This is a genomic window from Rhizobium sp. CG4 (assembly GCF_023701965.1).
GTDB lineage: Bacteria > Pseudomonadota > Alphaproteobacteria > Rhizobiales > Rhizobiaceae > Agrobacterium.
Map to the genome: position 1 here is coordinate 16,678 of NZ_JABAEG010000001.1, position 20,213 is coordinate 36,890.

The 20,213-nt window shown below is 55.5% G+C and carries 22 protein-coding genes; 9 read left to right on the forward strand and 13 right to left on the reverse strand.

Annotation, left to right across the window (positions count from 1 at the left end; genetic code table 11):
• Positions 1 to 150: 150 nt before the first annotated feature.
• Complete coding sequence (locus HGO37_RS00060) at positions 151 to 1,875, reverse strand: ABC transporter ATP-binding protein (RefSeq protein WP_250981657.1); 1,725 nt, start codon at positions 1,873 to 1,875, stop codon at positions 151 to 153.
• Between the two features lie 232 nt (positions 1,876 to 2,107).
• Here HGO37_RS00060 and HGO37_RS00065 point away from each other — a divergent pair, with 232 nt between their 5' ends.
• Positions 2,108 to 3,313: an AI-2E family transporter gene (locus HGO37_RS00065; RefSeq protein WP_250981658.1), complete on the forward strand. Its 1,206-nt coding sequence runs from the start codon at positions 2,108 to 2,110 to the stop codon at positions 3,311 to 3,313.
• A 48-nt stretch (positions 3,314 to 3,361) separates the two neighbouring features.
• Here HGO37_RS00065 and HGO37_RS00070 read toward each other — a convergent pair whose 3' ends face one another.
• Positions 3,362 to 3,817 (reverse strand): GNAT family N-acetyltransferase, encoded by a 456-nt coding sequence (locus HGO37_RS00070; RefSeq protein ID WP_250981659.1) that lies wholly within the window; start codon positions 3,815 to 3,817, stop codon positions 3,362 to 3,364.
• Between the two features lie 119 nt (positions 3,818 to 3,936).
• Here HGO37_RS00070 and HGO37_RS00075 point away from each other — a divergent pair, with 119 nt between their 5' ends.
• The gene (locus HGO37_RS00075; RefSeq protein ID WP_250981660.1) at positions 3,937 to 4,374 is read left to right on the forward strand and encodes a hypothetical protein; all 438 of its coding nucleotides are present in this window, start codon (positions 3,937 to 3,939) and stop codon (positions 4,372 to 4,374) included.
• 23 nt (positions 4,375 to 4,397) lie between these two features.
• On the opposite strand, the gene HGO37_RS00080 is transcribed toward HGO37_RS00075, so the two are convergent.
• From HGO37_RS00080 to HGO37_RS00090, 3 genes are all read right to left on the reverse strand, one after another.
• Entirely contained in the window at positions 4,398 to 5,537 is a 1,140-nt protein-coding gene (locus HGO37_RS00080) for a DUF2336 domain-containing protein (RefSeq protein ID WP_250981661.1), read from the reverse strand.
• Positions 5,538 to 5,809: 272 nt separating this feature from the next.
• The gene (locus tag HGO37_RS00085; protein ID WP_250981662.1) at positions 5,810 to 6,409 is read right to left on the reverse strand and encodes a flavin reductase family protein; all 600 of its coding nucleotides are present in this window, start codon (positions 6,407 to 6,409) and stop codon (positions 5,810 to 5,812) included.
• A gap of 4 nt (positions 6,410 to 6,413) precedes the next feature.
• A complete protein-coding gene (locus HGO37_RS00090; protein ID WP_250981663.1) occupies positions 6,414 to 6,989 on the reverse strand; it encodes a nitroreductase family protein in 576 nt (191 codons plus the stop codon).
• Between the two features lie 108 nt (positions 6,990 to 7,097).
• Between HGO37_RS00090 and HGO37_RS00095 the strand changes: the two genes are divergently transcribed.
• Complete coding sequence (locus tag HGO37_RS00095) at positions 7,098 to 8,075, forward strand: RgsD C-terminal domain-containing protein (protein WP_192488786.1); 978 nt, start codon at positions 7,098 to 7,100, stop codon at positions 8,073 to 8,075.
• Between the two features lie 107 nt (positions 8,076 to 8,182).
• On the opposite strand, the gene thrS is transcribed toward HGO37_RS00095, so the two are convergent.
• From thrS to HGO37_RS00110, 3 genes are all read right to left on the reverse strand, one after another.
• Complete coding sequence (gene thrS / locus HGO37_RS00100) at positions 8,183 to 10,198, reverse strand: threonine--tRNA ligase (protein WP_250981664.1); 2,016 nt, start codon at positions 10,196 to 10,198, stop codon at positions 8,183 to 8,185.
• A gap of 122 nt (positions 10,199 to 10,320) precedes the next feature.
• Positions 10,321 to 10,683, reverse strand: coding sequence for a membrane protein insertion efficiency factor YidD (gene yidD / locus HGO37_RS00105; RefSeq protein ID WP_250981665.1), 363 nt, complete (start codon positions 10,681 to 10,683; stop codon positions 10,321 to 10,323).
• Between the two features lie 3 nt (positions 10,684 to 10,686).
• Positions 10,687 to 11,148 carry an iron-sulfur cluster assembly scaffold protein gene (locus HGO37_RS00110; protein WP_250981666.1) on the reverse strand — a complete coding sequence of 154 codons (462 nt, stop codon included), beginning with the start codon at positions 11,146 to 11,148 and terminating at the stop codon, positions 10,687 to 10,689.
• 277 nt (positions 11,149 to 11,425) lie between these two features.
• Here HGO37_RS00110 and folE point away from each other — a divergent pair, with 277 nt between their 5' ends.
• The 3 genes from folE to HGO37_RS00125 all read left to right on the forward strand — a co-directional run bounded on the left by folE (position 11,426) and on the right by HGO37_RS00125 (position 13,611).
• The gene (gene folE / locus HGO37_RS00115) at positions 11,426 to 12,052 is read left to right on the forward strand and encodes a GTP cyclohydrolase I FolE (RefSeq protein WP_250981667.1); all 627 of its coding nucleotides are present in this window, start codon (positions 11,426 to 11,428) and stop codon (positions 12,050 to 12,052) included.
• A 39-nt stretch (positions 12,053 to 12,091) separates the two neighbouring features.
• Positions 12,092 to 12,547 (forward strand): phosphoribosyl-AMP cyclohydrolase, encoded by a 456-nt coding sequence (gene hisI, locus HGO37_RS00120; RefSeq protein WP_250981668.1) that lies wholly within the window; start codon positions 12,092 to 12,094, stop codon positions 12,545 to 12,547.
• A 113-nt stretch (positions 12,548 to 12,660) separates the two neighbouring features.
• Positions 12,661 to 13,611 carry a patatin-like phospholipase family protein gene (locus HGO37_RS00125; RefSeq protein ID WP_250981669.1) on the forward strand — a complete coding sequence of 317 codons (951 nt, stop codon included), beginning with the start codon at positions 12,661 to 12,663 and terminating at the stop codon, positions 13,609 to 13,611.
• Positions 13,612 to 13,754: 143 nt separating this feature from the next.
• On the opposite strand, the gene HGO37_RS00130 is transcribed toward HGO37_RS00125, so the two are convergent.
• Positions 13,755 to 14,189 (reverse strand): CBS domain-containing protein, encoded by a 435-nt coding sequence (locus HGO37_RS00130; protein WP_250981670.1) that lies wholly within the window; start codon positions 14,187 to 14,189, stop codon positions 13,755 to 13,757.
• A gap of 133 nt (positions 14,190 to 14,322) precedes the next feature.
• Complete coding sequence (locus tag HGO37_RS00135; RefSeq protein WP_250981671.1) at positions 14,323 to 15,072, reverse strand: rhomboid family intramembrane serine protease; 750 nt, start codon at positions 15,070 to 15,072, stop codon at positions 14,323 to 14,325.
• 336 nt (positions 15,073 to 15,408) lie between these two features.
• On the opposite strand from HGO37_RS00135, the gene HGO37_RS00140 reads away from it, so the two are divergent.
• Positions 15,409 to 15,963: a PAS domain-containing protein gene (locus HGO37_RS00140; RefSeq protein WP_250981672.1), complete on the forward strand. Its 555-nt coding sequence runs from the start codon at positions 15,409 to 15,411 to the stop codon at positions 15,961 to 15,963.
• 113 nt (positions 15,964 to 16,076) lie between these two features.
• Positions 16,077 to 16,688, forward strand: a complete 612-nt coding sequence (locus tag HGO37_RS00145; protein ID WP_250981673.1) for a PilZ domain-containing protein — start codon at positions 16,077 to 16,079, stop codon at positions 16,686 to 16,688.
• A gap of 29 nt (positions 16,689 to 16,717) precedes the next feature.
• Here the strand turns inward: HGO37_RS00145 and HGO37_RS00150 are convergent, their stop codons facing one another.
• The gene (locus tag HGO37_RS00150; protein WP_250981674.1) at positions 16,718 to 17,005 is read right to left on the reverse strand and encodes a hypothetical protein; all 288 of its coding nucleotides are present in this window, start codon (positions 17,003 to 17,005) and stop codon (positions 16,718 to 16,720) included.
• Positions 17,006 to 17,262: 257 nt separating this feature from the next.
• On the opposite strand from HGO37_RS00150, the gene HGO37_RS00155 reads away from it, so the two are divergent.
• Entirely contained in the window at positions 17,263 to 17,868 is a 606-nt protein-coding gene (locus HGO37_RS00155) for a transglutaminase-like cysteine peptidase (protein ID WP_192488775.1), read from the forward strand.
• Positions 17,869 to 18,102: 234 nt separating this feature from the next.
• Here HGO37_RS00155 and HGO37_RS00160 read toward each other — a convergent pair whose 3' ends face one another.
• Entirely contained in the window at positions 18,103 to 18,540 is a 438-nt protein-coding gene (locus HGO37_RS00160) for a DUF1489 family protein (protein ID WP_192488774.1), read from the reverse strand.
• Between the two features lie 121 nt (positions 18,541 to 18,661).
• Positions 18,662 to 20,065 (reverse strand): L-serine ammonia-lyase, encoded by a 1,404-nt coding sequence (locus HGO37_RS00165; protein WP_250981675.1) that lies wholly within the window; start codon positions 20,063 to 20,065, stop codon positions 18,662 to 18,664.
• Positions 20,066 to 20,213: the final 148 nt, after the last annotated feature.

A 20,213-nucleotide genomic window follows, 5' to 3' on the forward strand; every position in this document is an offset into this window, starting at 1 on the left:
ATGAGGCAAGAGAACACCCATGAGCCAAAGCCAGGCTGCGATGTGGTGCAGTTGTTGCGCACTTCGTCTAGCCCCAAACAGCAAAACCGGCATGTTCCATCAGGACCACGCCGGCTTCATCATTTCCAAATCACGTGGTTCAGGCAGGCGTCACGCGCCAGCCAGACCGAACTGTGCCGCATGCAAACGGCTGTAAGGGCCTTTTGCCTCGATCAGCTGTTCGTGGTTGCCAGTTTCGGCAATGCCGGTTTCATCCACCACCACGATGCGCGAGGCATCACGGATGGTTGCCAGGCGGTGGGCGATAACCAGTGTGGTGCGGCCCTTGGAAAGCTCGGCCAGCGATTGCTGGATGGCCCGTTCGGTTTCCGTATCCAGCGCCGATGTCGCTTCGTCCAGAATAAGGATGGACGGGTTTTTCAGGAACATGCGGGCAATCGCCAGACGCTGCTTCTGGCCACCGGACAGTTTCACACCGCGTTCGCCAATCACCGTATCCAGCCCGTTCGGCATGGCGGCAATGACCGTGTCGAGCTTGGCGCGCGCCGCCGCACTCTTGATCTCGGCCTCGGTCGCACCAAGGCGTCCGTAAGCGATGTTTTCACGCACCGTACCGCCAAACAGGAACACATCCTGCTGCACGATACCGATCTGGCTGCGCAGAGACGATAGTTTCATCTTTCTGATGTCGATGCCATCGATCGAGATCGAACCTGACGTTACGTCATAAAAACGCGGTAGCAGCGAGCAAAGCGTTGTTTTACCGGCACCCGAGGGACCAACAAAAGCAACGGTTTCCCCGGCCTTGATATCAAGATTGATGCCGCGAAGAATGTCACGCTTGTCGCTGTAGCTGAAACCGACATTGCTGTAGGAAATATTGCCACGCAGCGCCGGTGCATCAATGGCGTCGGGTGCATCTTCAATATCCGGCGCAGTTTCCATCAGTTCCAGGAAACGACGGAAACCGGCAATGCCCTTGGGATAGGTTTCAATTACCGAGTTGATCTTTTCAACCGGACGGAAGAACACGCCAACCAGCAGCAGGAAGCCAACGAAACCACCATTGGTCAGGTCGCCCTTCAGCACGAACCAGGCACCAGCAATCATGACGATCATCTGCGTCAGACGCATGCTCATGTAGCTCAGCGACGTGCTGGCCGCCATGATGCGGTAGGCATTCAGCTTGGTGGTGCGGTAGTTCTGGTTGTCGGTCTCAAACAGCTTGCGCTCGTGGTCCTCATTGGCAAAAGCCTGCACAACGCGCATGCCGCCGACATTTTCTTCAATACGCGCATTGAAGTCGCCAACCCGGCCGTAAAGTGCGCGGAAGTTCTGCGTCATGCGGCCACCGTAACGGCTGGTCACCCAGGCGGTCACTGGCACCACAGCGGCAGTGATCAGCGCCAGATGCACGTTAACCGACATCATCAGCAACAAGGCACCGATAAAGGTCATGATGGCAATGAACAGGTCTTCAGGGCCGTGATGGGCCACTTCGCCAATCTCTTCCAGATCCTTGGTCAGGCGGCCAACAAGATGGCCGGTCTTCTGATTGTCGAAAAAGCGGAAGGACAGTTTCTGCAAATGGTCAAAGGCCAGCCGGCGCATATCGGTTTCGATATTGATGCCAAGCATATGTCCCCAATAGGTGACGATTGCCATCAGGCCCGTATTGATCACGTAAACCGCCAGCAATCCGATCGACGCCAGCAAGATAACCGGCCAGTCACCCTGCGGCAAAAGAATATCCACGAACGCTTTGACGGCCATGGGAAAGCCGAGTTCCAGCACGCCGGATAACACGGCGCAGGAAAAGTCGATTATGAACAAACCCCGGTAAGGGCGATAATAGGAAAAGAACCGCTTCAGCATCTCATCTACTTCCGGTAGTCGCCGCAATCACATCGCAGCATGCGAAAAGTGATGGCTAATTGTCATATTTATATATTTGAGCCAAGGGTGTTGCGTTATTTTTACCAAAATCCTTCACTATATTAAGTGAGGACAATAAAAACGATGGAATGACCCTTTAAGGTTTGCACAAAACAACGTCGCCGTGTGACACTGAAGGGAAACATTTCGAAATGCGAAAGAGACATTCGTTGTGAGCAGCGCAGACACCCATAGACCACAGAGCGAGCAGAAATGGCTCGGCCCTGTCACGCCGTCCCGTATGGCGCTCATACCTTCCATATCCGCTGCTCGCTGGCTTCTAATTCTGATCGTCGCTGCCGGTATCTACTTCTTTCACGGCTTTTTAGTGCCGGTGCTGGCCGCACTGGTCATCGGCTTTGCAAGCTGGCCGCTGTACAGAAAGCTGCTGAAGAATGTCGGCGGCAACACTACCGTTGGCGCTACCATCGCCATCATACTCATCATCACCTTCCTGATCGTGCCAATCGTCATTGCCGCGTCCTATACGGCCAGTGAAATTCGCGAATGGTTTGGCTGGGCGGTTGAGGCAAACCGGTATGGCGCACCGGTACCGGCATGGATTTCCGGCATGCCGGGTGTTGGCGTATGGCTGACAGAACAATGGACAAAATATATCGGCACGCCAGGTGCGATCGGTGAGGTCATTCAACTGGTCAGTGGCGCAAACATCGGCAACATCTACCGCGCCGTTCTGGCCGCCGGTAACGGCGCCTTCCACCTTATCCTGACGCTCCTGTTTCTGCTGATTGCGCTGTTCTTCGTCTATCGCAACGGCGCTTCCTTCTCCAAACAGGTGGACCTGCTCGGCGAACGTATTCTGCCAACCCGCTGGGAGCGGATTTCGCGCGTTGTACCGGCCACCATCAGCTCGACCGTCACAGGCATGACGCTGATCGCTATCGGTGAAGGTATCATTCTCGGCATCGCCTACTGGATTGCCGGTGTACCCTCGCCTGTCACGCTCGGTGTGCTGACCGGCGTCATGGCGCTTATTCCTGGTGGCGCACCGCTGTCCTTTACGCTGGTGTCGATCTATCTGGTGGCCAGTGGTTCGGTCGCAGCCGGTGTTGGCCTGTTCGTCTGGGGTTCGGTGGAACTGTTCATTGTTGACAAGACCATTCGTCCGCGTCTGGTCGGTGGCCCGATCAAGCTGCCATTCCTGCCAACCTTCTTCGGTCTGGTTGGCGGCGTGAAAACCATGGGTTTCCTCGGCCTGTTCATCGGTCCGGTGCTGATGGCGCTTCTGGTTGCCATCTGGCGTGAATGGGTGCGTGAGGTGGAACTGTCATCCACCCCGGCAGAGACAGTGGACATATCCGCATCGACTGACGGCACGCAAGCACCACCGCCGCCACTTCGAAAAGCGGCCTCTTAAACGACCCAAAAGAAAACCCGCTAAACCTGGTTTAGCGGGTTTTGTCATTCAGAGGGTCTTTTGCATAAAAAGGCTGAGCGGGTCAGGCTGGTAAGGCGCAAAGGCCGGCACATCCTCAAAGCCCGCCTTGCGGTAAAGACCAATCGCTGCTGGCTGGCTGATACCGGTTTCCAGACGAATGGCCCGCAGGCCAAGATCACGACCGAGCGTTTCAATAGCGTCCATCAGCTTCTGCCCGATTTTCAGGCCGCGAGCATTGGGGTCGACAAACATCCGTTTGATCTCTGCAAAACCGTCATCCTGCGACACCAGCGCACAGCAGCCGACAATCTGCCCCTCCTTGCGCGCCACCAGAAACGAAACCTCCGGCTTCATCAGGGTGGTGACATCAAGCAGGTGATTGCTTTCCGCGGGATAGAGCGACGCCATATAGGCGTCCGACATTTCCAGCAGCGTGATGATATCCGGTTGACCGGCCTGTTCCAGCTGAATTGAGATCGTCATAAAATTATGCCACGTCTGTTTTGTGAGAATTCATCTGCCCTATTGTAACTGCAATTGGCGTGCAATTCCCAAAATACAGTTTCTACGGTGCGATTTCATCATTCAAGGCAGCCAGAGATATGAAAACAGCCTTTGTCCTCATGACCATTCTTGGCTGCGACGACAGCGCCGTCGATTGCCATCACGTGGCCACCTTGCAGCAGCAATGGACCAGCATCGAGCTGTGTGATGCCGCTTCCGAAAAGGAATTGGGCAATTACGCCAATGCACCCTACCCGGTTGTCGTTGCCGTGTGCCAGACACCGGATGCCCAGACAGCTAGCGCCCCGACATGCGAGCCAAAGGCCACAGATCCCGCAACGACGGCAGAAGCGCATGTCGAGGCTGACGGACAGGCACCGATGACGGCTGAACACGAACAGTCCCTGACCGCACAGGCCATTACCCGCGTCAGACGTATTCTTCCATCAACGGAAGGCGTCAAGAACCTGTTTGTCAAACCGGTGCGAATTGTCGAGGACAGTTATTCCTGGATGGCGAAACGCTTTACCAAATAAGGCGTTTCACCAGAAGGCCTGGATCAGGCAGCGTCAATCATCAGGCCGCTGGCATAAGAGCGTGCTCTCTGGCGCTGCTCGTTCATCTGCAGCTTTTCCAGCATATCGAGAAGTTCATCGACGACCGCTGGCAGCCCGTGACGCGCACGGAACTTGGCAACCAGATTGCCGCAAATATCTTCCAGCGCGACGCCGGAAATCGACTGCGCCGCATCACGCCACAACAGCGTTGCATCCACAAACACGGCACAGATATCTTTCGACAGCCCGGCAGAATGGAACAGCACCTGCACCGCTGGCACGCGGCCGGTTGCCAGAATGGAGCGTACGCGCTTTTCATCCAGCTGTGACAGATTGGACATGGCTTCGCTGAAGAAGCTCAGGCGACCGGCACATAGCGCATAAATCAGCAATGCCGGGTTCAACTCACCGCTTTTGCGCAGATGGTCGACAAAGGCAGGCATATCGGCCTGTGGCACCGAAGCCAGGATTTCAACGGTTGCGGTATCACCGGCATCACGAATGACGTAATCAATGCGCGAGCGATCAACAAAGGCATTGACCAGATCAGAACAGGCAAGCGCACTGCCGACATGGTTCAACAGCGCATGGCGGGCGTCAGCCGGCAGGTCATCACGCTCCAGAAGCAGGTTGCGGATTTCGGCATGTTCGCCAAAACGTTCGACAATCCGGCGCAGAGAAATGCGCGAGATATCGATCAGCTCGTTTTCCAGCAGAATGAACAGTTCACCGAGATCGGCGACTTCCGCCAGCGCGGCGCACACGCCACGCGTCAGATAAGGACGTGCTGCAATAAAGGACCGGGTTGCCACATCACCACGGCCGACAAGATCAACCAGATCCATGTCGCGCAGAACCGGCGAGCGCATGATGACAGTGCCGGAAATCTCCGGCTGGTCTTCGGCCAGCGCAACAACAATGGCGCGTGGCGCAACGGGAGAATCACAAATGGCTTCCGCAAGCGAAAGACGCACGCGTGGCGACGGATCATCCAGCAGATAGGTCAACGCCATATAGGCGGCCTCATGCTGTTCCTTGTTCATGCCTTCGACGAGATAGGCGCGACCAAGAGCATTGGCTGCACTAGCTCTATCTGCAACTTTTGCCGTCTCAGACCAGCGAAGGAATGCCTTAACGATCACAGCAGCCTCTTGAATACATCACCACATTTCAGGCCGAACAGGAGAAGCGTACGAAAAACGGTCCCGCCTCATCTCTGCCCGTTCATGCACCCTAGGAGCAAATGGTTTACGTTTGGTTCACCATGCTTGTTAACGGCTGCAAAACCATAAGAATTTGCGCAGGAAAACAAAAACGCCGGCAATGCGGTAAAGCATTCCGGCGTCTTGATTTCATGGAAGGCATCGAGCGCAACAGACTGAACCCCCAAGGGTTTCAGTGCATTGCGAACATCCTATGGTCTTTGCAGCTCGAAAACATCCGAACCGCCATCACAATAATCCATATAACCCATGCGGCCGATCGGCCGGGCAAGGCCCATGTCGAGACGACCATCCCGGATGATCGAATCGTCAATATGAATGGCAACCACCTGCCCAAACACCATCCAGCTATCCGCCGCCTCACCATCAAGACCAACCGGCTGCAGGATTTGCGTGACACGGCACTCCAGCGCCGCATGGGCTTCACCGACAAAAGGCGCTTCCACCACACGGCCCATTTTGGAGGTCAGACCAGCAAGCTGGAACTCATCGACGCCGTAGTCGACCGCACGTGAGGAAAGATTGGTCTTTTCCACCAGATCTCTGCTGACGAGACTTGCGGTAAACACACCCGTTTCCTCGGCATTGCGCAGGCTGTGCTTGCGACCGCTGGACGAGAACATCACGATTTTGGGATTGTCCGAGACAACGTTAAAAAAGGAATAGGGAGACAGGTTGAAAGACCCGTCATTACCCTTGGTACCAATCCAGCCAATCGGCCGTGGTGCGACAATCGCCTTGAATGGATCATGTCGCAGGCCGTGGGCATTCGCTGCTGTCTCGTAGAACATACCCTTAGCCCACCCAGGTCACTACATCTGATACGTTGGGGCGCGGACGTTCAACCGGCGGGAATGTCGTGGAACCAATATGGATAAAGCCCGCGACCTTTTCGCTGGCATCAATGCCGAGTGCTGGCCATGCCTTGGCGTCAAATGCCATCCATTCGGTCAACCAGTTGGCCGCATAACCATGGGCATTGGCCGCCATGATCAGGTTAAGGCACACTGCACCAGCCGACATGATCTGCTCCCATTCAGGGATTTTCACATGCGGACCGGCGGTGCTGATAACAGCAACAACAACCGGGGCGCGGGTAAAGCGTGTCAGTTCCACCTGCTTCTGTTCGTCGCTCATCTCCGGCTTGTCAGCCAGCGCCAGCTCCAGCATCTCACGTCCCAGTTTCTCACGCTGCTCGCCGCGGTAAACGATAAAACGCCAAGGGGCCAGCTTGCCATGGTCAGGCACACGCACCGAAAGGCGCAAGATTTCTTCAATCTCGGCCTTTTCCGGGCCAGGTTCTGAAAGCTGGAAAGCGGGAATTGAGCGACGGACATTGAGATAATCCAGAAGCGTGATGTCACTTTTCATGATAACGGTCTTCCATTGCTGTGGCATGTAAGGGTATGGGTCTTGAAATAGCCATGACCTTCGGTTTCAAGTGGTCCCCGGAAATACAGAAGTCAATTGGTAACAATCATGAAAGCCATCAAATTTGCGGCAAGTCTGGCAATCGCGGTCGGCGCAATTGTTATGCCGTCTCATGCCGTTTTTGCCAATGATGCGTTCCAGGGTTTCAAGCAGCTTGGCGGCACCGCCAAGATGCCAAAGCTCAATGCCTTCACGCCGCCATCGGCCAGCGAACCAGCACAAACCGCATCTGATGTCATTCTCGAGGCAAAGCTGACCGGTGATGGTGAGGCCATGCAGCAAGGCCTTGCCTGGCGCGTGTTTAGCCCTATTCCCGGTGAAGATGGCAAACTGCCGATGCTGGCCAGTTCCGAAGGCGGCACCGCCACCTTCCACCTGTTGCCCGGTGACTATTTCATCAATGTTACCTTTGGCCGCGCTGGCGTCACCAAGAAGCTGGTTGTTCCGATGTCCGGCAAGGTCGACAAGCAGGTTCTCATTCTGGATGCTGGCGGCTTCGTGCTGAATGCAACGGCCGGGACAGACCGTAAAATCCCCGGAAACCTGCTGAAATTTTCGGTTTATTCCTCTGACGTCAGCGACGATGGCGAGCGCAAGCTGGTCATGAACGATGTCAAGCCCAACACCATCATCCGCCTGAATGCCGGCACCTATCATGTCGTGTCGGAATATGGCGGCATCAACGCCGTTGTCCGTGCCGATATTCAGGTTGAAGCCGGCAAGCTGACCGAAGCCACCTTGCAGCACCACGCAGCACAGGCAACGCTGAAACTGGTGTCTGAAAAAGGCGGCGAAGCCATTGCCGATACAGCATGGTCGGTTCTGACAAGCGGCGGCGATATCGTCAGCGAAAGCGTCAGCGCCTTCTCCACCATGGTGCTGGCTGAAGGCGAATATACCGCCATCGCCCGCAACAAGGACAAGGTCTACCAGAGCAATTTCACCGTTGAGGCAAGCCACGATACCGACGTGGAAGTGCTGATGAAGGAGCCTGAAAACACCGACGACGGCAGCGGCGACTTCTGATCCTGACGTAACGTCAAGTCTCCCGTGGCATCACCGCGCAGAGACATCATCAAAATCAGACACTAACAGCAGATATGAAAACGGCGCCTTTCGGCGCCGTTTCTGTTTTATGCTGCGCTGGTTACGCGGGCAGCCTTGGCTGCGCGCTTGCGCTTGACGTCTGGCGGCGTTGCCTCGTCGACGAGGCTGGTGATTGCCTCTTCCAGCGACATGGAAGTCTGCGCCTGGCTGCCAAGACGGCGAATGTTGACCGAGCGCTCCTCGGCTTCCTTCCGTCCGCAAACGATGATGACAGGAACCTTCGTGACCGAATGTTCGCGCACCTTGTAATTGATCTTCTCGTTGCGGAAGTCGGTTTCAACCGTCATGCCCGTATCGCGCAGTGCTTCGGCAACTTCGCGGCCGTAATCGTCAGCCTCGGAGGTAATCGTCGCAACAACAACCTGCAAAGGTGCAAACCACAGTGGCATGTGACCGGCGAAGTTTTCGATCAGAATACCAAGGAAGCGTTCCATCGAACCGCAGATCGCGCGGTGGATCATCACTGGCTGGGTCTTTTCCGAGTTCTGGTCGATGTAGAAAGCACCAAAACGTTCCGGCAGGTTGAAGTCCACCTGCGTCGTGCCGCACTGCCATTCACGGCCGATCGCATCGCGCAGGGTATATTCGAACTTCGGACCATAGAACGCGCCCTCGCCTGGCAGAATGCCAGTCTTGATGCGGCCTTCCGACTGTTCCTCGATGGTCTTCAACACATCCATCATCACGCTTTCAGCACGATCCCACAGGGCATCGTTACCAACGCGCTTTTCAGGGCGTGTGGACAGCTTCACCACCACTTCATCAAAGCCGAAGTCCTTGTAGACCGACAGAATGAGTTCGTTGATGCGCAGGCATTCCGCTGCCATCTGCTCTTCCGTGCAGAAAACGTGCGCGTCGTCCTGCGTAAAGCCGCGGACGCGCATCAGGCCGTGCAGAGCGCCAGAAGCCTCGTAACGGTGAACGGTACCAAACTCCGCCAGACGCACCGGCAGTTCGCGGTAGGACTTCAGGCCGTGTTTGAATATCTGCACGTGACCCGGGCAGTTCATCGGCTTCAGCGCAAAGACGCGGTTGTCCGCTTCCTTGTCTTCCGGGTGCGTGAAGGCATAGGCCGACTTCACCGCAAACATGTTTTCCTGGTACCAGCCCCAGTGACCGGAGGTTTCCCACAGCGACGCATCCAGCACCTGCGGTGCATTGACTTCCTGATAGGTGCCTTCAAGGTTACGGCGCATGTAGCTTGTCAGAGCCTGGAACATGCGCCAGCCCTTGCCATGCCAGAACACCACGCCCGGACCTTCTTCCTGGAAATGGAACAGATCCATTTCGCGGCCAAGACGGCGGTGGTCGCGCTTTTCAGCTTCGGCCAGAATGTGCAGGTAACGGTCGAGCTCTTCCTGTGTTGCCCAGGCCGTGCCGTAGATACGTGTCAGCATTGGATTGTTGCTGTCACCACGCCAGTAAGCACCAGCAACCTTCATCAGCTTGAACGCCGTGCCGATCTGGCCGGTAGAGGCCATGTGCGGGCCGCGGCAAAGGTCAAACCAATCGCCCTGGTAATAGATCTTCAGATCTTGGTCTTCCGGGATCGCGTCGATCAGCTCAACCTTGTAGCTTTCACCCTTGGCAGCAAACACTTCCTTCGCCTTGTCGCGCGACCAGACCTGCTTGGTGAAGGCAGCATTGCGCGCAATGATTTCCTTCATCTTCGCTTCGATCTTCGGCAGATCTTCAGGCGTAAAAGGTTCGTTCTTGGCAAAGTCGTAATAGAAGCCGTTTTCGATAACCGGGCCAATCGTCACCTGCGTGCCGGGCCACAGCTGCTGCACAGCTTCAGCCATCACGTGGGCAGCGTCGTGGCGGATAAGCTCCAGCGCACGCGGATCGGTACGGGTCACAATCTCGATTTTGCCAGCAGTCACAACGTCAGACAGGTCGCGCAACTCACCATCGATGGTGATGGCAACCGCTTTCTTGACCAGGGATTTGGAGATGGATTCTGCGACGTCACGGCCTGTGGTGCCAGGCGCAAACTCGCGGGCCGATCCATCGGGAAATGTAAGGGAAATAGCTGCTGACATGATATCAATGCTCCTTGATCCAGTCCCGCCAACCAATGCGGGTGGTTTTTACGTGTGATAAGTAAGTCCTTACTTATCTGGCAGGCCTTTTAGCGCCGTTCCTGCAAAGGGTAAAGATGCGATCAGTGGCGACGCGACCAATATCGCCAGGGTGCCCACCAGTGCTGGTTTGCCCCAAGCGTTTCGCGCACCGGATCAAGACCGCTGGTGCCACCCGGCCCGCAGCGCGCCACACGAAACAGCGTCAGCCATCCCCCGGCCCAAAAGCCGTGGCGGGCAATCGCCTCATAACCATATTCCGAACAGGTCGGGATATGGCGACAGGAATTGCCGATGAAACCGGAAAAGGTCAGCTGATAAAAGCGGATGAACGCCATGCCGAGCAGGCGTCCAGGCGTCTTGCGAAACGGTCCCTGCCAGTTGCGCGAGGCAGTCTTGCGTGGAGTTGGCTGCGGTTCGTGATTGCAGCCGGGCGCGCCACACATGGCTCAGCCCGCAACAGTGGCGGCTGAAATAGCCTCGGGCTGCTGAGCCGCGATCTGGTCAAGGCAATCCACCACTGCATCAAAAGTCAGCATGGTGGAGGCGTGGCGGGCCTTGTAATCCTTGACAGGCTTCAGCACCCGCATGTCTTCAAACCGACCGGTCGGGCCATCACCGCCATTGGTCAGCATGGCCAGCATATCCAGCCGCGCCTGACGCAGTTCATCAACACTGGCACCCACCACATGATGCGCCATGATGGAGGAAGACGCCTGCCCAAGCGCACAGGCTTTCACTTCATGCGAAAAGGCACTGACGGCACCATCTTCCACTTTCAGATACACTTTTACCCGGGAGCCACACAGTTTCGAATGTTTCTGCGCACTGGCATCCGCATCGGCCATCGGGCCGGTCAGCGGAATGTTTCCGGCAAAAGCCAGTATCTTGTTGTTGTAAATATCGTCCATCAACCAACCTGTATCAGCACGCCCCAAGGTCAAACCGGTTATCTTTTTCAAACACAGCGTCACCCTTGGCACGGCTTTTCTGCCCAACCCAATACATTATATGTTATTTTGCCCCGTCATCATCAAGCCGTCGTGAAATTCCGCTGAATTGATCGAAAAACAGGGTTAGCGCTTGCCAAAACGGTGCAAAACAACCAGATAGCAGACAGTGCGTGGGAAATGGCCACGCACGTTGCATAGTTCAGGTGCGGCCTTTAACCGCATCGGGAGATAGAAGATGGATGCCATTGTGAAGAATTTTCCTGCTGCCGGCGCAACGTCTGACGTTGAAATCATGCGTCCGACACAGGCAGAGGCCGAAGAAGCAGTGAAGGTTCTCCTGCGCTGGGCCGGTGACAACCCGGACCGTGAAGGCCTGCTGGACACCCCACGCCGTGTCGCCAAAGCCTATGGCGAGCTCTTTTCGGGCTACGCACAGGAACCGGAAGAGGTTCTCGGTACGACCTTCGAGGAAGTCGGCGGTTATGACGACATCGTGCTGGTGCGCGACATTCCATTCTTCTCCCACTGTGAGCATCACATGGTGCCAATCGTCGGCAAGGCCCATATTGCCTATCTGCCCGACGGTCGCGTTCTTGGTCTGTCGAAGATTGCCCGCGTGGTCGAGATTTTTGGTCGCCGCCTGCAGACGCAGGAAAACATGACGGCACAGATCACCAGCGCGATTGATGGCATTCTGAAACCACGCGGCGTGGCCGTGATGATTGATGCAGAGCATATGTGCATGTCCATGCGCGGTGTGCAGAAGCAGGGTTCTTCAACCCTGACCACCAGCTTCACCGGCACTTTCAAGACAGACCCTGCCGAGCAGGTTCGTTTCATGACAATGGTGCGCAGCCGCTAAACGCGGCTTTTCGCCACCTTCCTGAACAGTGGTATAAACATGACCGGCACACAATTTCCCCTGCCCGCAAGCGACAAAACCATTCTTGAAGGCGCAGGCAGCTTCACCCCGAAGTTTGATGCCCATGGCCTGGTGACCGCCGTTGTCACCGACGCGACCGATGGCGAATTGCTGATGGTTGCCCACATGAATGCGCAAGCCGTTGCCCTGACACTGGAAACCGGTGTCGCCCACTATTTCAGCCGCTCACGTGGCAAGATCTGGAAAAAGGGTGAAACCTCCGGCAACCTGCAGACCGTGCGTGAAATCCGCACAGATTGCGATCAGGACGCCATCTGGCTCAAGGTTTCCGTGGCTGGTCATGATGCAACCTGCCATACTGGCCGCCGATCGTGTTTTTATCGTACCGTCTCCCTTGAAAATGGCGAGGCTGTCACAAAAATTACCGATAATGAACGGCATTTCGATCCGGCAACCGTTTACAGCGACAAATAACACCTGACGTTATTTCTCCATTCTGCTGCCAGGTTTCGATGCGATAACCGTTTTGAAACCGCAGAAGCGTTTAATGACGCTTGTTCGCAATGTGCAGGAGGAGTGTCGTAGCGATGTTGGGGTGGGGTATCAATCGCGGCAACACCGGCACATTATCCACAATTGATGGTAATGAGCCAACATTTCCCGAAAACGAAGCCAAACTGCGGGGCGATACACGTATTGCACTGGCGCTAGGCGGCGGTGCTGCCCGCGGCTGGGCGCATATTGGCGTTCTGCGCGCCCTTGATGAGGCAGGCATCAAGATTGGCATGATTGCCGGCACGTCGATCGGCGCGCTGGTCGGCGGCTGTTATCTGGCTGGCAAACTGGATGAGCTGGAAAGTTTTGCCCGCTCCCTGACCATGCGCCGCATTGCCGGCCTGCTCGACCTGACGATTGGCGGCGGTGGCCTGTTTGGTGGCATGCGCCTGACCAAACGTATGCAGGAACATCTTGAGGGATTGACGATTGAAGGCCTCGACCGTCCTTTCGTGGCGGTCGCCACCGAATTGACGACAGGCCATGAGGTATGGATCCATCAGGGCGACCTGATCACCGCATTGCGCTCATCCTACGCACTGCCCGGCATTTTCGAACCGGTCTATTGTAATGGTCGCACATTGATTGATGGCGCGTTGGTCAATCCGGTGCCAGTGTCAGTCTGCCGCGCCCATGAGCAACCACTGGTCATTGCCGTCAACCTCAACTACGACATTTTCGGGCGTTCGGCCGTGGTCAAACATGGTGCGGGCGCACCCGGTGCGACGCCGCTGCCGGTACCGGCCTCCGCGCAGCGCCCAGGCCTGCCCGGCGTAATGGTGCAGGCCTTCAACATCATTCAGGACCGTATTTCCCGTTCTCGTCTGGCAGGCGATCCGCCAGACCTGACACTGCATCCCCGTATCAATGATATCGGCCTGTCGGAATTCCACCGGGCCGGCGAAGCCATCACCCGTGGTTACGAGGAAACACGAGCCCGAATTCCAGAATTGCAACGCATGCAGCAGGTTTTGATGCGTTGATTGGGTTCAGGTGTTCCCCGTCATCCTCGGGCTTGTTCCGAGGACCTAACCCAATCAGCCACAAACCTTACACTTGCGCAGGCGTGACTAGATCCTCGGGACAAGCCCGAGGATGACCACGAGAGCATGTTTCGGCCCACTACTTACCCGGCTATATAAGCCTTGATCTGTTCAGCTTCAGCCTCGACTTCGCCAATGCGCGCCTTGACCACGTCACCAATCGAGATAATTCCGGCAATCTTGCCATTGTCTTCCACCGGCAGATGGCGGAAGCGGCCACCGGTCATGATTTCCATCAGCTGGTCGGTGGTCGATGTCTCCTGACAGCGAATCACGTTTTTGGTCATCGCGCCGGAAACCTTTTCTTCCAGTGACGCAGCACCTTTGCCGGCAATGGCGCGCACCATATCGCGCTCGGTGAAAATGCCTTTGATGCCACCTTTGGCATCCACAACCACGACAGCACCGATCTTGTGATGATTCAATGTTTTGGCTGCTTCAGCAATCGTCACATCAGGCGATACGGTTACAACGTCGCGACCTTTCGCATCCAGCAAATCCTTCACGAATATCGGCATATATTCCTCCTCAAAATCCACCGGTTCCGATATGGAAGCTCCCCTATTCCATACCCACGGCACAGCAATGCTGCGCTTGCATGCGGTGGAATGCAAGACACAACTTCCAACAATACGTATGCAGTCTGTGATCTCAGAGGCGGTGTTTTTGCCGTGGCAGCGGATCGAAAAGGTCAAACAGCAGGAAGCCGAACGCGAAACCGAAAATATGCGCGTCCCAGGCAATAGCGCCTGCAGCATCGCCCAAAATCGGCACGCCAACCGCCACCAGCACGTTACCCAGCAACCACATGACCGTGAAGATCACCACCGTGCGGTTCTTGAAGGCTGCGATGATGCTCTGGCGTGGATAAAGATGGCCAAGCGCCGGATTAAAACCGCCACCATGCGGTGGAAATGCAAACCGGCAGGCAGCGCCCATCAGCGCAGAAACCACACCCGATGCACCAATCAGCACGGTCATGTCATGCCAGTTGAGGGCCGCGTGGCCGAAAGCCGACGCCGCAGCACTGAGGCACCACAAAAGAATGAAGCGAACAGCACCGATGCGGCGCATCACCGGCGTGCCGAAGGCGGCCAACCACAGACCGTTGAACACAATATGCATGGTGCTGCCATGCATCAGCGAATAGGTGATCGGTGTCCACAGCCACTCCATGCCCTGTTGTGAAAACGGAACGACGTAGCGCATGGGGATAAAACCGAAGGTGAACAGGTACCAGGCATAACCATCATCCGACAGCAGGTACTCACCAACCAGATAAACAACGGCCAGAAGCGCAAGGGTGATGACCAGCAAGCCCGGCAGATTGAAGACAGGTTCTGACGGTCTTTCAGCGGGCGCCTGGTCTGCGGAAGGAACATCGTCGCGATTATCTGTCATCACTTCACCCTTTTACCCGAACCGCCCAGTCAAAAACCGGTGCGTCGGCAACAAAACTGTCGGTTCATCAACGGCATACAGGACCATTGGACGAAAAAAAAGCCGCCCTGACTGGCAGGACGGCTTCGGAGCCCCCGGTTTTAACCCGCCCCGTAAATCTGTGCTGAAAGAGTTTCCCCTTAAATGACAGGATCTCAATGCCACGTCGGTCAGTCGAACTCAATCTAAACCATTCATTAACCTTAATTTCCCCGTGGCACGAAACTGGCATCGCTATCCTTAAGACCACCAAAACCAGTGTCCCCTGTGCTGGAATGAGACATATGGAGGCGATCCATGAACATTGTAGCAAGCATGGAGCTATATTCGTACTGGAATGACCTGCGCGGTGACACACCCGCCCCGGTACGTCAAAACATTGAACCGGAAAAAATCCGCCATCTGTTGCCGGATCTTTTCATCCTGTCGGACGCGGATGAGACATCACCCGTTTTCCGGCTTACTGGAACACGTCTGTATTCGATTTTCGGACGAGAACTGCACAAGACTGCCTTTTCCAAACTCTGGCTGCCGCAAAACGCGCAAACCATGGTGACAATTGCCAAGACGGTGATGCACCGGGAAATACCTGCCATCCTCACGGTACGCGGCTTGGAACAGCAGGACCCAACCGACCTATCCGGCAACCAGTCACCGGATGATGACATCAGTTATGAAATGCTGCTGTTACCGCTCAGATCATCCCAGCCTTCCGAACCACGATTGATCGGTGGCCTGTTTCCGCAATATCGCAAGCATGTCTATATTAGGCCAGTGGCGACGCTAATCCCGGAAACCTGTCGTATTCTGGAGAGCGTTTCGACGGAAACTGCCCTGGAAAACCACGCATGAAGCGAGAATTTTGGTTTTAATGCATAACAGTTGCATTCATGTCGAAAAGTAGAACGGTCTGTTAACTCGACAGCAGTAGAGATGCACTGTTCAATCACCATAGTGCGATATTGATGTTTTCAGTTAAATCCACCAGCTTTGCACATGCAGAACCCACGCACCCGGTGCGCGAGGTACAGACTGTATCCGTCAATCTGTCGGGCCGCATCATGCTGCCGGACTATGAGGAATATGACTGCACCATCACGGACATGACTTCGGAAATCGCGCACTTCACCTGCGCGGCGATGGGACATCAGGGCGATCGCGTTATCGCCTACCTGCAGCACATTGGTAGACTTGAAGGCAAGATTACTGCGATTTACGCGTCCGGTTTTACGATTTCGATTACCGCGACCGAACGCAAACGGGAAAAACTTTCTGCGCAGCTGGCATGGATTGCCAAGCGCCAGGAGCTCGGCCTGCCGGAAGATCGTCGCCACGATCGTCTGGCGCCGCGCAAATCACGCGCCGAACTGACTCTGGAAGATGGCAACGTCGTTTTATGCCGCATCATCGACCTTTCACTGTCCGGCGCCGCCATCGAAGTTGACGATCGCCCCGCCATGGGCACCATCGTCAGACTTGGCGCCATGAAGGGCCGCATCGTGCGCCACTTCATGGAAGGGGTCGCGATCGAATTCGACCGGGTACAGTCGCGCGATGCGCTGCTGGAGTTCCTTTAAGCGACCCGCTCTCACCAGATTTGACCACATCAAGGCCGCCGCAATGCGGCCTTTTCTTTTGCCGATTGCCTAACGCGCGATGCAGAACTGCGGCCGCCTGTACCAGTCTGATGCAGTTTTGGCAGAAAACAGACCGCTTTTACCCCACACATCCAATCAACGGCCTTTGATGTTTTTTTTTCGAGAACATCAAAATATTTTTTGCGGTCAAAATTCACCTTGCCTGTGCCACAGGGCGTTTTTGCAAGTATATTTCCGCACAAAACAGAAAAACCCAAGACCACACTGACCCATTTTGGCGCATTCTGGCCAGACATCACCGCCTAGACAACAAGACCACAAAAAGGCAAATATCATTCATTTTCAATCAGATAAATGAAAACAAACGCAGAATTCAGGCTCTGAAATTCGCTAAAATTTTAGTCAAATACGCATAAAATAAAACTCAAATACGCTTAAATATAAATTCAAATAAGTCGAAGAATTTCAGAAAAACAACATCAAATTTACGCGGCAATATTTGCGTGACCTAAAAATTTGCATGCGATTGTCTCCTCAACACGGGAGACAGGTAATGAACAACAAAAAACAACTTGGTTTCTTGGCCGCTACACTTTTTATGATGGCCTTCACATCTCAGGCACATGCTTCGCCAGCCGCCGCAATGCGTATTATCGGAAAAGCAAATCCGCCGATTGGCCACTACGAATTTTGCCAGACCTACAAAAGCGAATGCGTCGCCACATCGGCTGATCGCGGACCGCTCAAACTGAACAAAGACCTCTGGAAGATGATTCTGGACGTCAACTACACCGTCAACACCACCATTACTCCAATGACCGATATGGAAGTCTATGGTGTGGAAGAACGTTGGGCCTACCCGACGACAGTGGGCGACTGCGAAGACTTTGTTCTTCTGAAGCGCAAGATGCTGATGAACAAGGGCATCGAAGCCTCCAACCTGCTGATCACAGTCGTTCTGCAGCCGAATGGCGAAGGCCATGCCGTGCTGACCGTCCGGACAGACCATGGTGACTTCATTCTCGACAACATGCGCAACCGCGTCATGGACTGGTCGGAGACCGAATACACCTATCTGAAGCGCCAGTCGGCCGGCAATCCGGCCCGTTGGGAAAAGATCCAGGATGGCCGCGCAACAGCCGTAGGCGGTATCAACTAACAATGTCATCCCGGACCGCAGGCCGGTTTGGGATGAAACCTATACTTGAGAGGAATTGGCCCGGTCCGTCCCCCTACCCCGTCCCCTGACCGAGCCATGAGCCGGTTCCGTTGCCCCGGAACCGGCTCACTCTTTTTTTTGGGGTCAGTAAACGGCCGAAATCACGGGATAATCTGGGCACGACAGTGCGATTGCAGGCTGTTTCAGCCGCATGTCATCTTTTGGTGACAGGCTTTAAAGTAGGCCGAGTTCGGCCAGTTCGCGCTTCAGATCAGAGGGCAGATCATCCGCACCGCCATCCGAACCACCGAGATCACGCGGCGCATCTTCTGATGTCAGATAGCGCCAACCCTGAAACGGCCGTTTTGGTGCAGGCGATGTTTCAATGACCTCCGGTCCCAGCACCAGATCACATCTGGAAATGCCGTCATCGCCCTTGAAGGTCTTGATATCGAGAAAACGCTGGCGCGCCAGAACCTGCCCTTTGATCACCCAATAAAGAGAGCCGCCATCCAGCAACTCTTCAACGCGCTTGGGGATCATGCGTGTGGTGTGAATGCTATGCGGCTCAAGCCCGGCAGCAATGGCCAGCAGCGACCGCTGAGAAACCCAATCCCGCAAATCCTGAAGCGAATCTGCGCCAACGCATAATTTGAGAAGATGAAGTGCCATGGTCTTCATCAATGCCTATTTGGCGCAGTCGTCAAGACATGTCGGCATCTTATTAACAAAGCCTTTGGCCGCACGCCCCATGGCGTGCGACAGGAAAGTAGGCAGTGCCGTCCCTTTAAACTCAGCACTCCACCACATTGACGGCGAGGCCGCCGGTCGAGGTTTCCTTGTATTTCTCACTCATGTCGTTGCCGGTCTGACGCATGGTTTCAATGCAGGCATCCAGTGGCACGAAATGTTCGCCATTGCCCTTGAGCGCCAGCGATGCGGCAGTAACCGCCTTCACCGCACCGAGTGCATTGCGCTCGATACACGGTATCTGCACAAGACCGGCAATCGGGTCACAGGTCATGCCCAGATGGTGTTCAAGCGCGATTTCAGCGGCATTTTCCACCTGTTCGGGCGAACCACCCAGCACAGCAGCAAAACCAGCTGCCGCCATGGCAGATGCCGAACCAACCTCACCCTGGCAACCAACCTCGGCACCGGAGATAGAGGCATTGTGCTTGATGATGCCGCCAATCGCCGCTGCCGTCAGCAGGAAGTCCCTGACGTCATCAATCGACGCATCCTCGTGGAAATGACGGAAATAACGCACGGTCGCCGGCACCACACCGGCGGCGCCATTGGTGGGGGCTGTCACCACCCGGCCACCGGAAGCGTTTTCTTCGTTCACGGCCATGGCATAAACGCTCAGCCAGTCATTGGCGAGCAGCGGATTGGGCCGGTTGCTGCGCCATTCAACATTCAGCTTTTCATGAATGTCGTGGGCACGGCGTTTTACCTTGAGGCCGCCAGGCATGATGCCCTCATTGCGCAAACCACGGTCGATACAGCCATTCATTGCGTCCCAGATCTGGTCGAGACGGGCATTCAGCTCATCACGCGACACAATGACCTCTTCATTGGCACGTTTCATTTGGGCAATGGTGCGGCCGGAACTGCGTGCCATCTCCAGCATTTCGCGTGCCGAAGAGAAAGGATACGGCACGCGCACGGTCTTAGTAGAATCACTGCCGCCGCTGCGCAGCGCCTCAAGCTCTGTGTCGGTGACGACAAAACCGCCGCCGATCGAATAATAGATCCGCTTCAACAGCACACGACCTTGCTTGTCGAGCGCCGAAAACGTCATGCCATTGGCATGGCCGGGCAGCGGGTTCTTTTTGTCAAACACCAGATCTTCATCCGGCTTGAAGCCATAGGCCGGGTGACCGGGCGGACAGACCTGAGCGGTTTCCTCGACCTTGGCGATGATGCCGTCCATGGCGTCAGGATCCACCGTATCCGGCTTTTCACCCGCCAGTCCCAGAATGACCGCACGACCGGAGCCGTGGCCAATACCGGTAAAGGCCAGTGAGCCGTGCAGGCTGACCTTGATGTGGCTGACAACTGCGGTGGCGGGTTTGGGCCAGTCATCCGTCAGCAGCAGCGCCAGAAAACGGTTTGCCGCCGACATCGGGCCCATGGTGTGAGAACTGGACGGACCGATACCGATCTTGAAGACGTCGAAGACCGAAAGAAACATTGCTACGCCTTATTCAATTGCATTGACGGCAATCATTTTAGCGCAAAGCGAAGACATTCGCCATCGATTAGCGTCAGACGCTGTGGTCGTGGCGACATATCAGTGCCAAAGCGGCGTGGCCGCAGACAACATGGCTCTGAAAACAAAA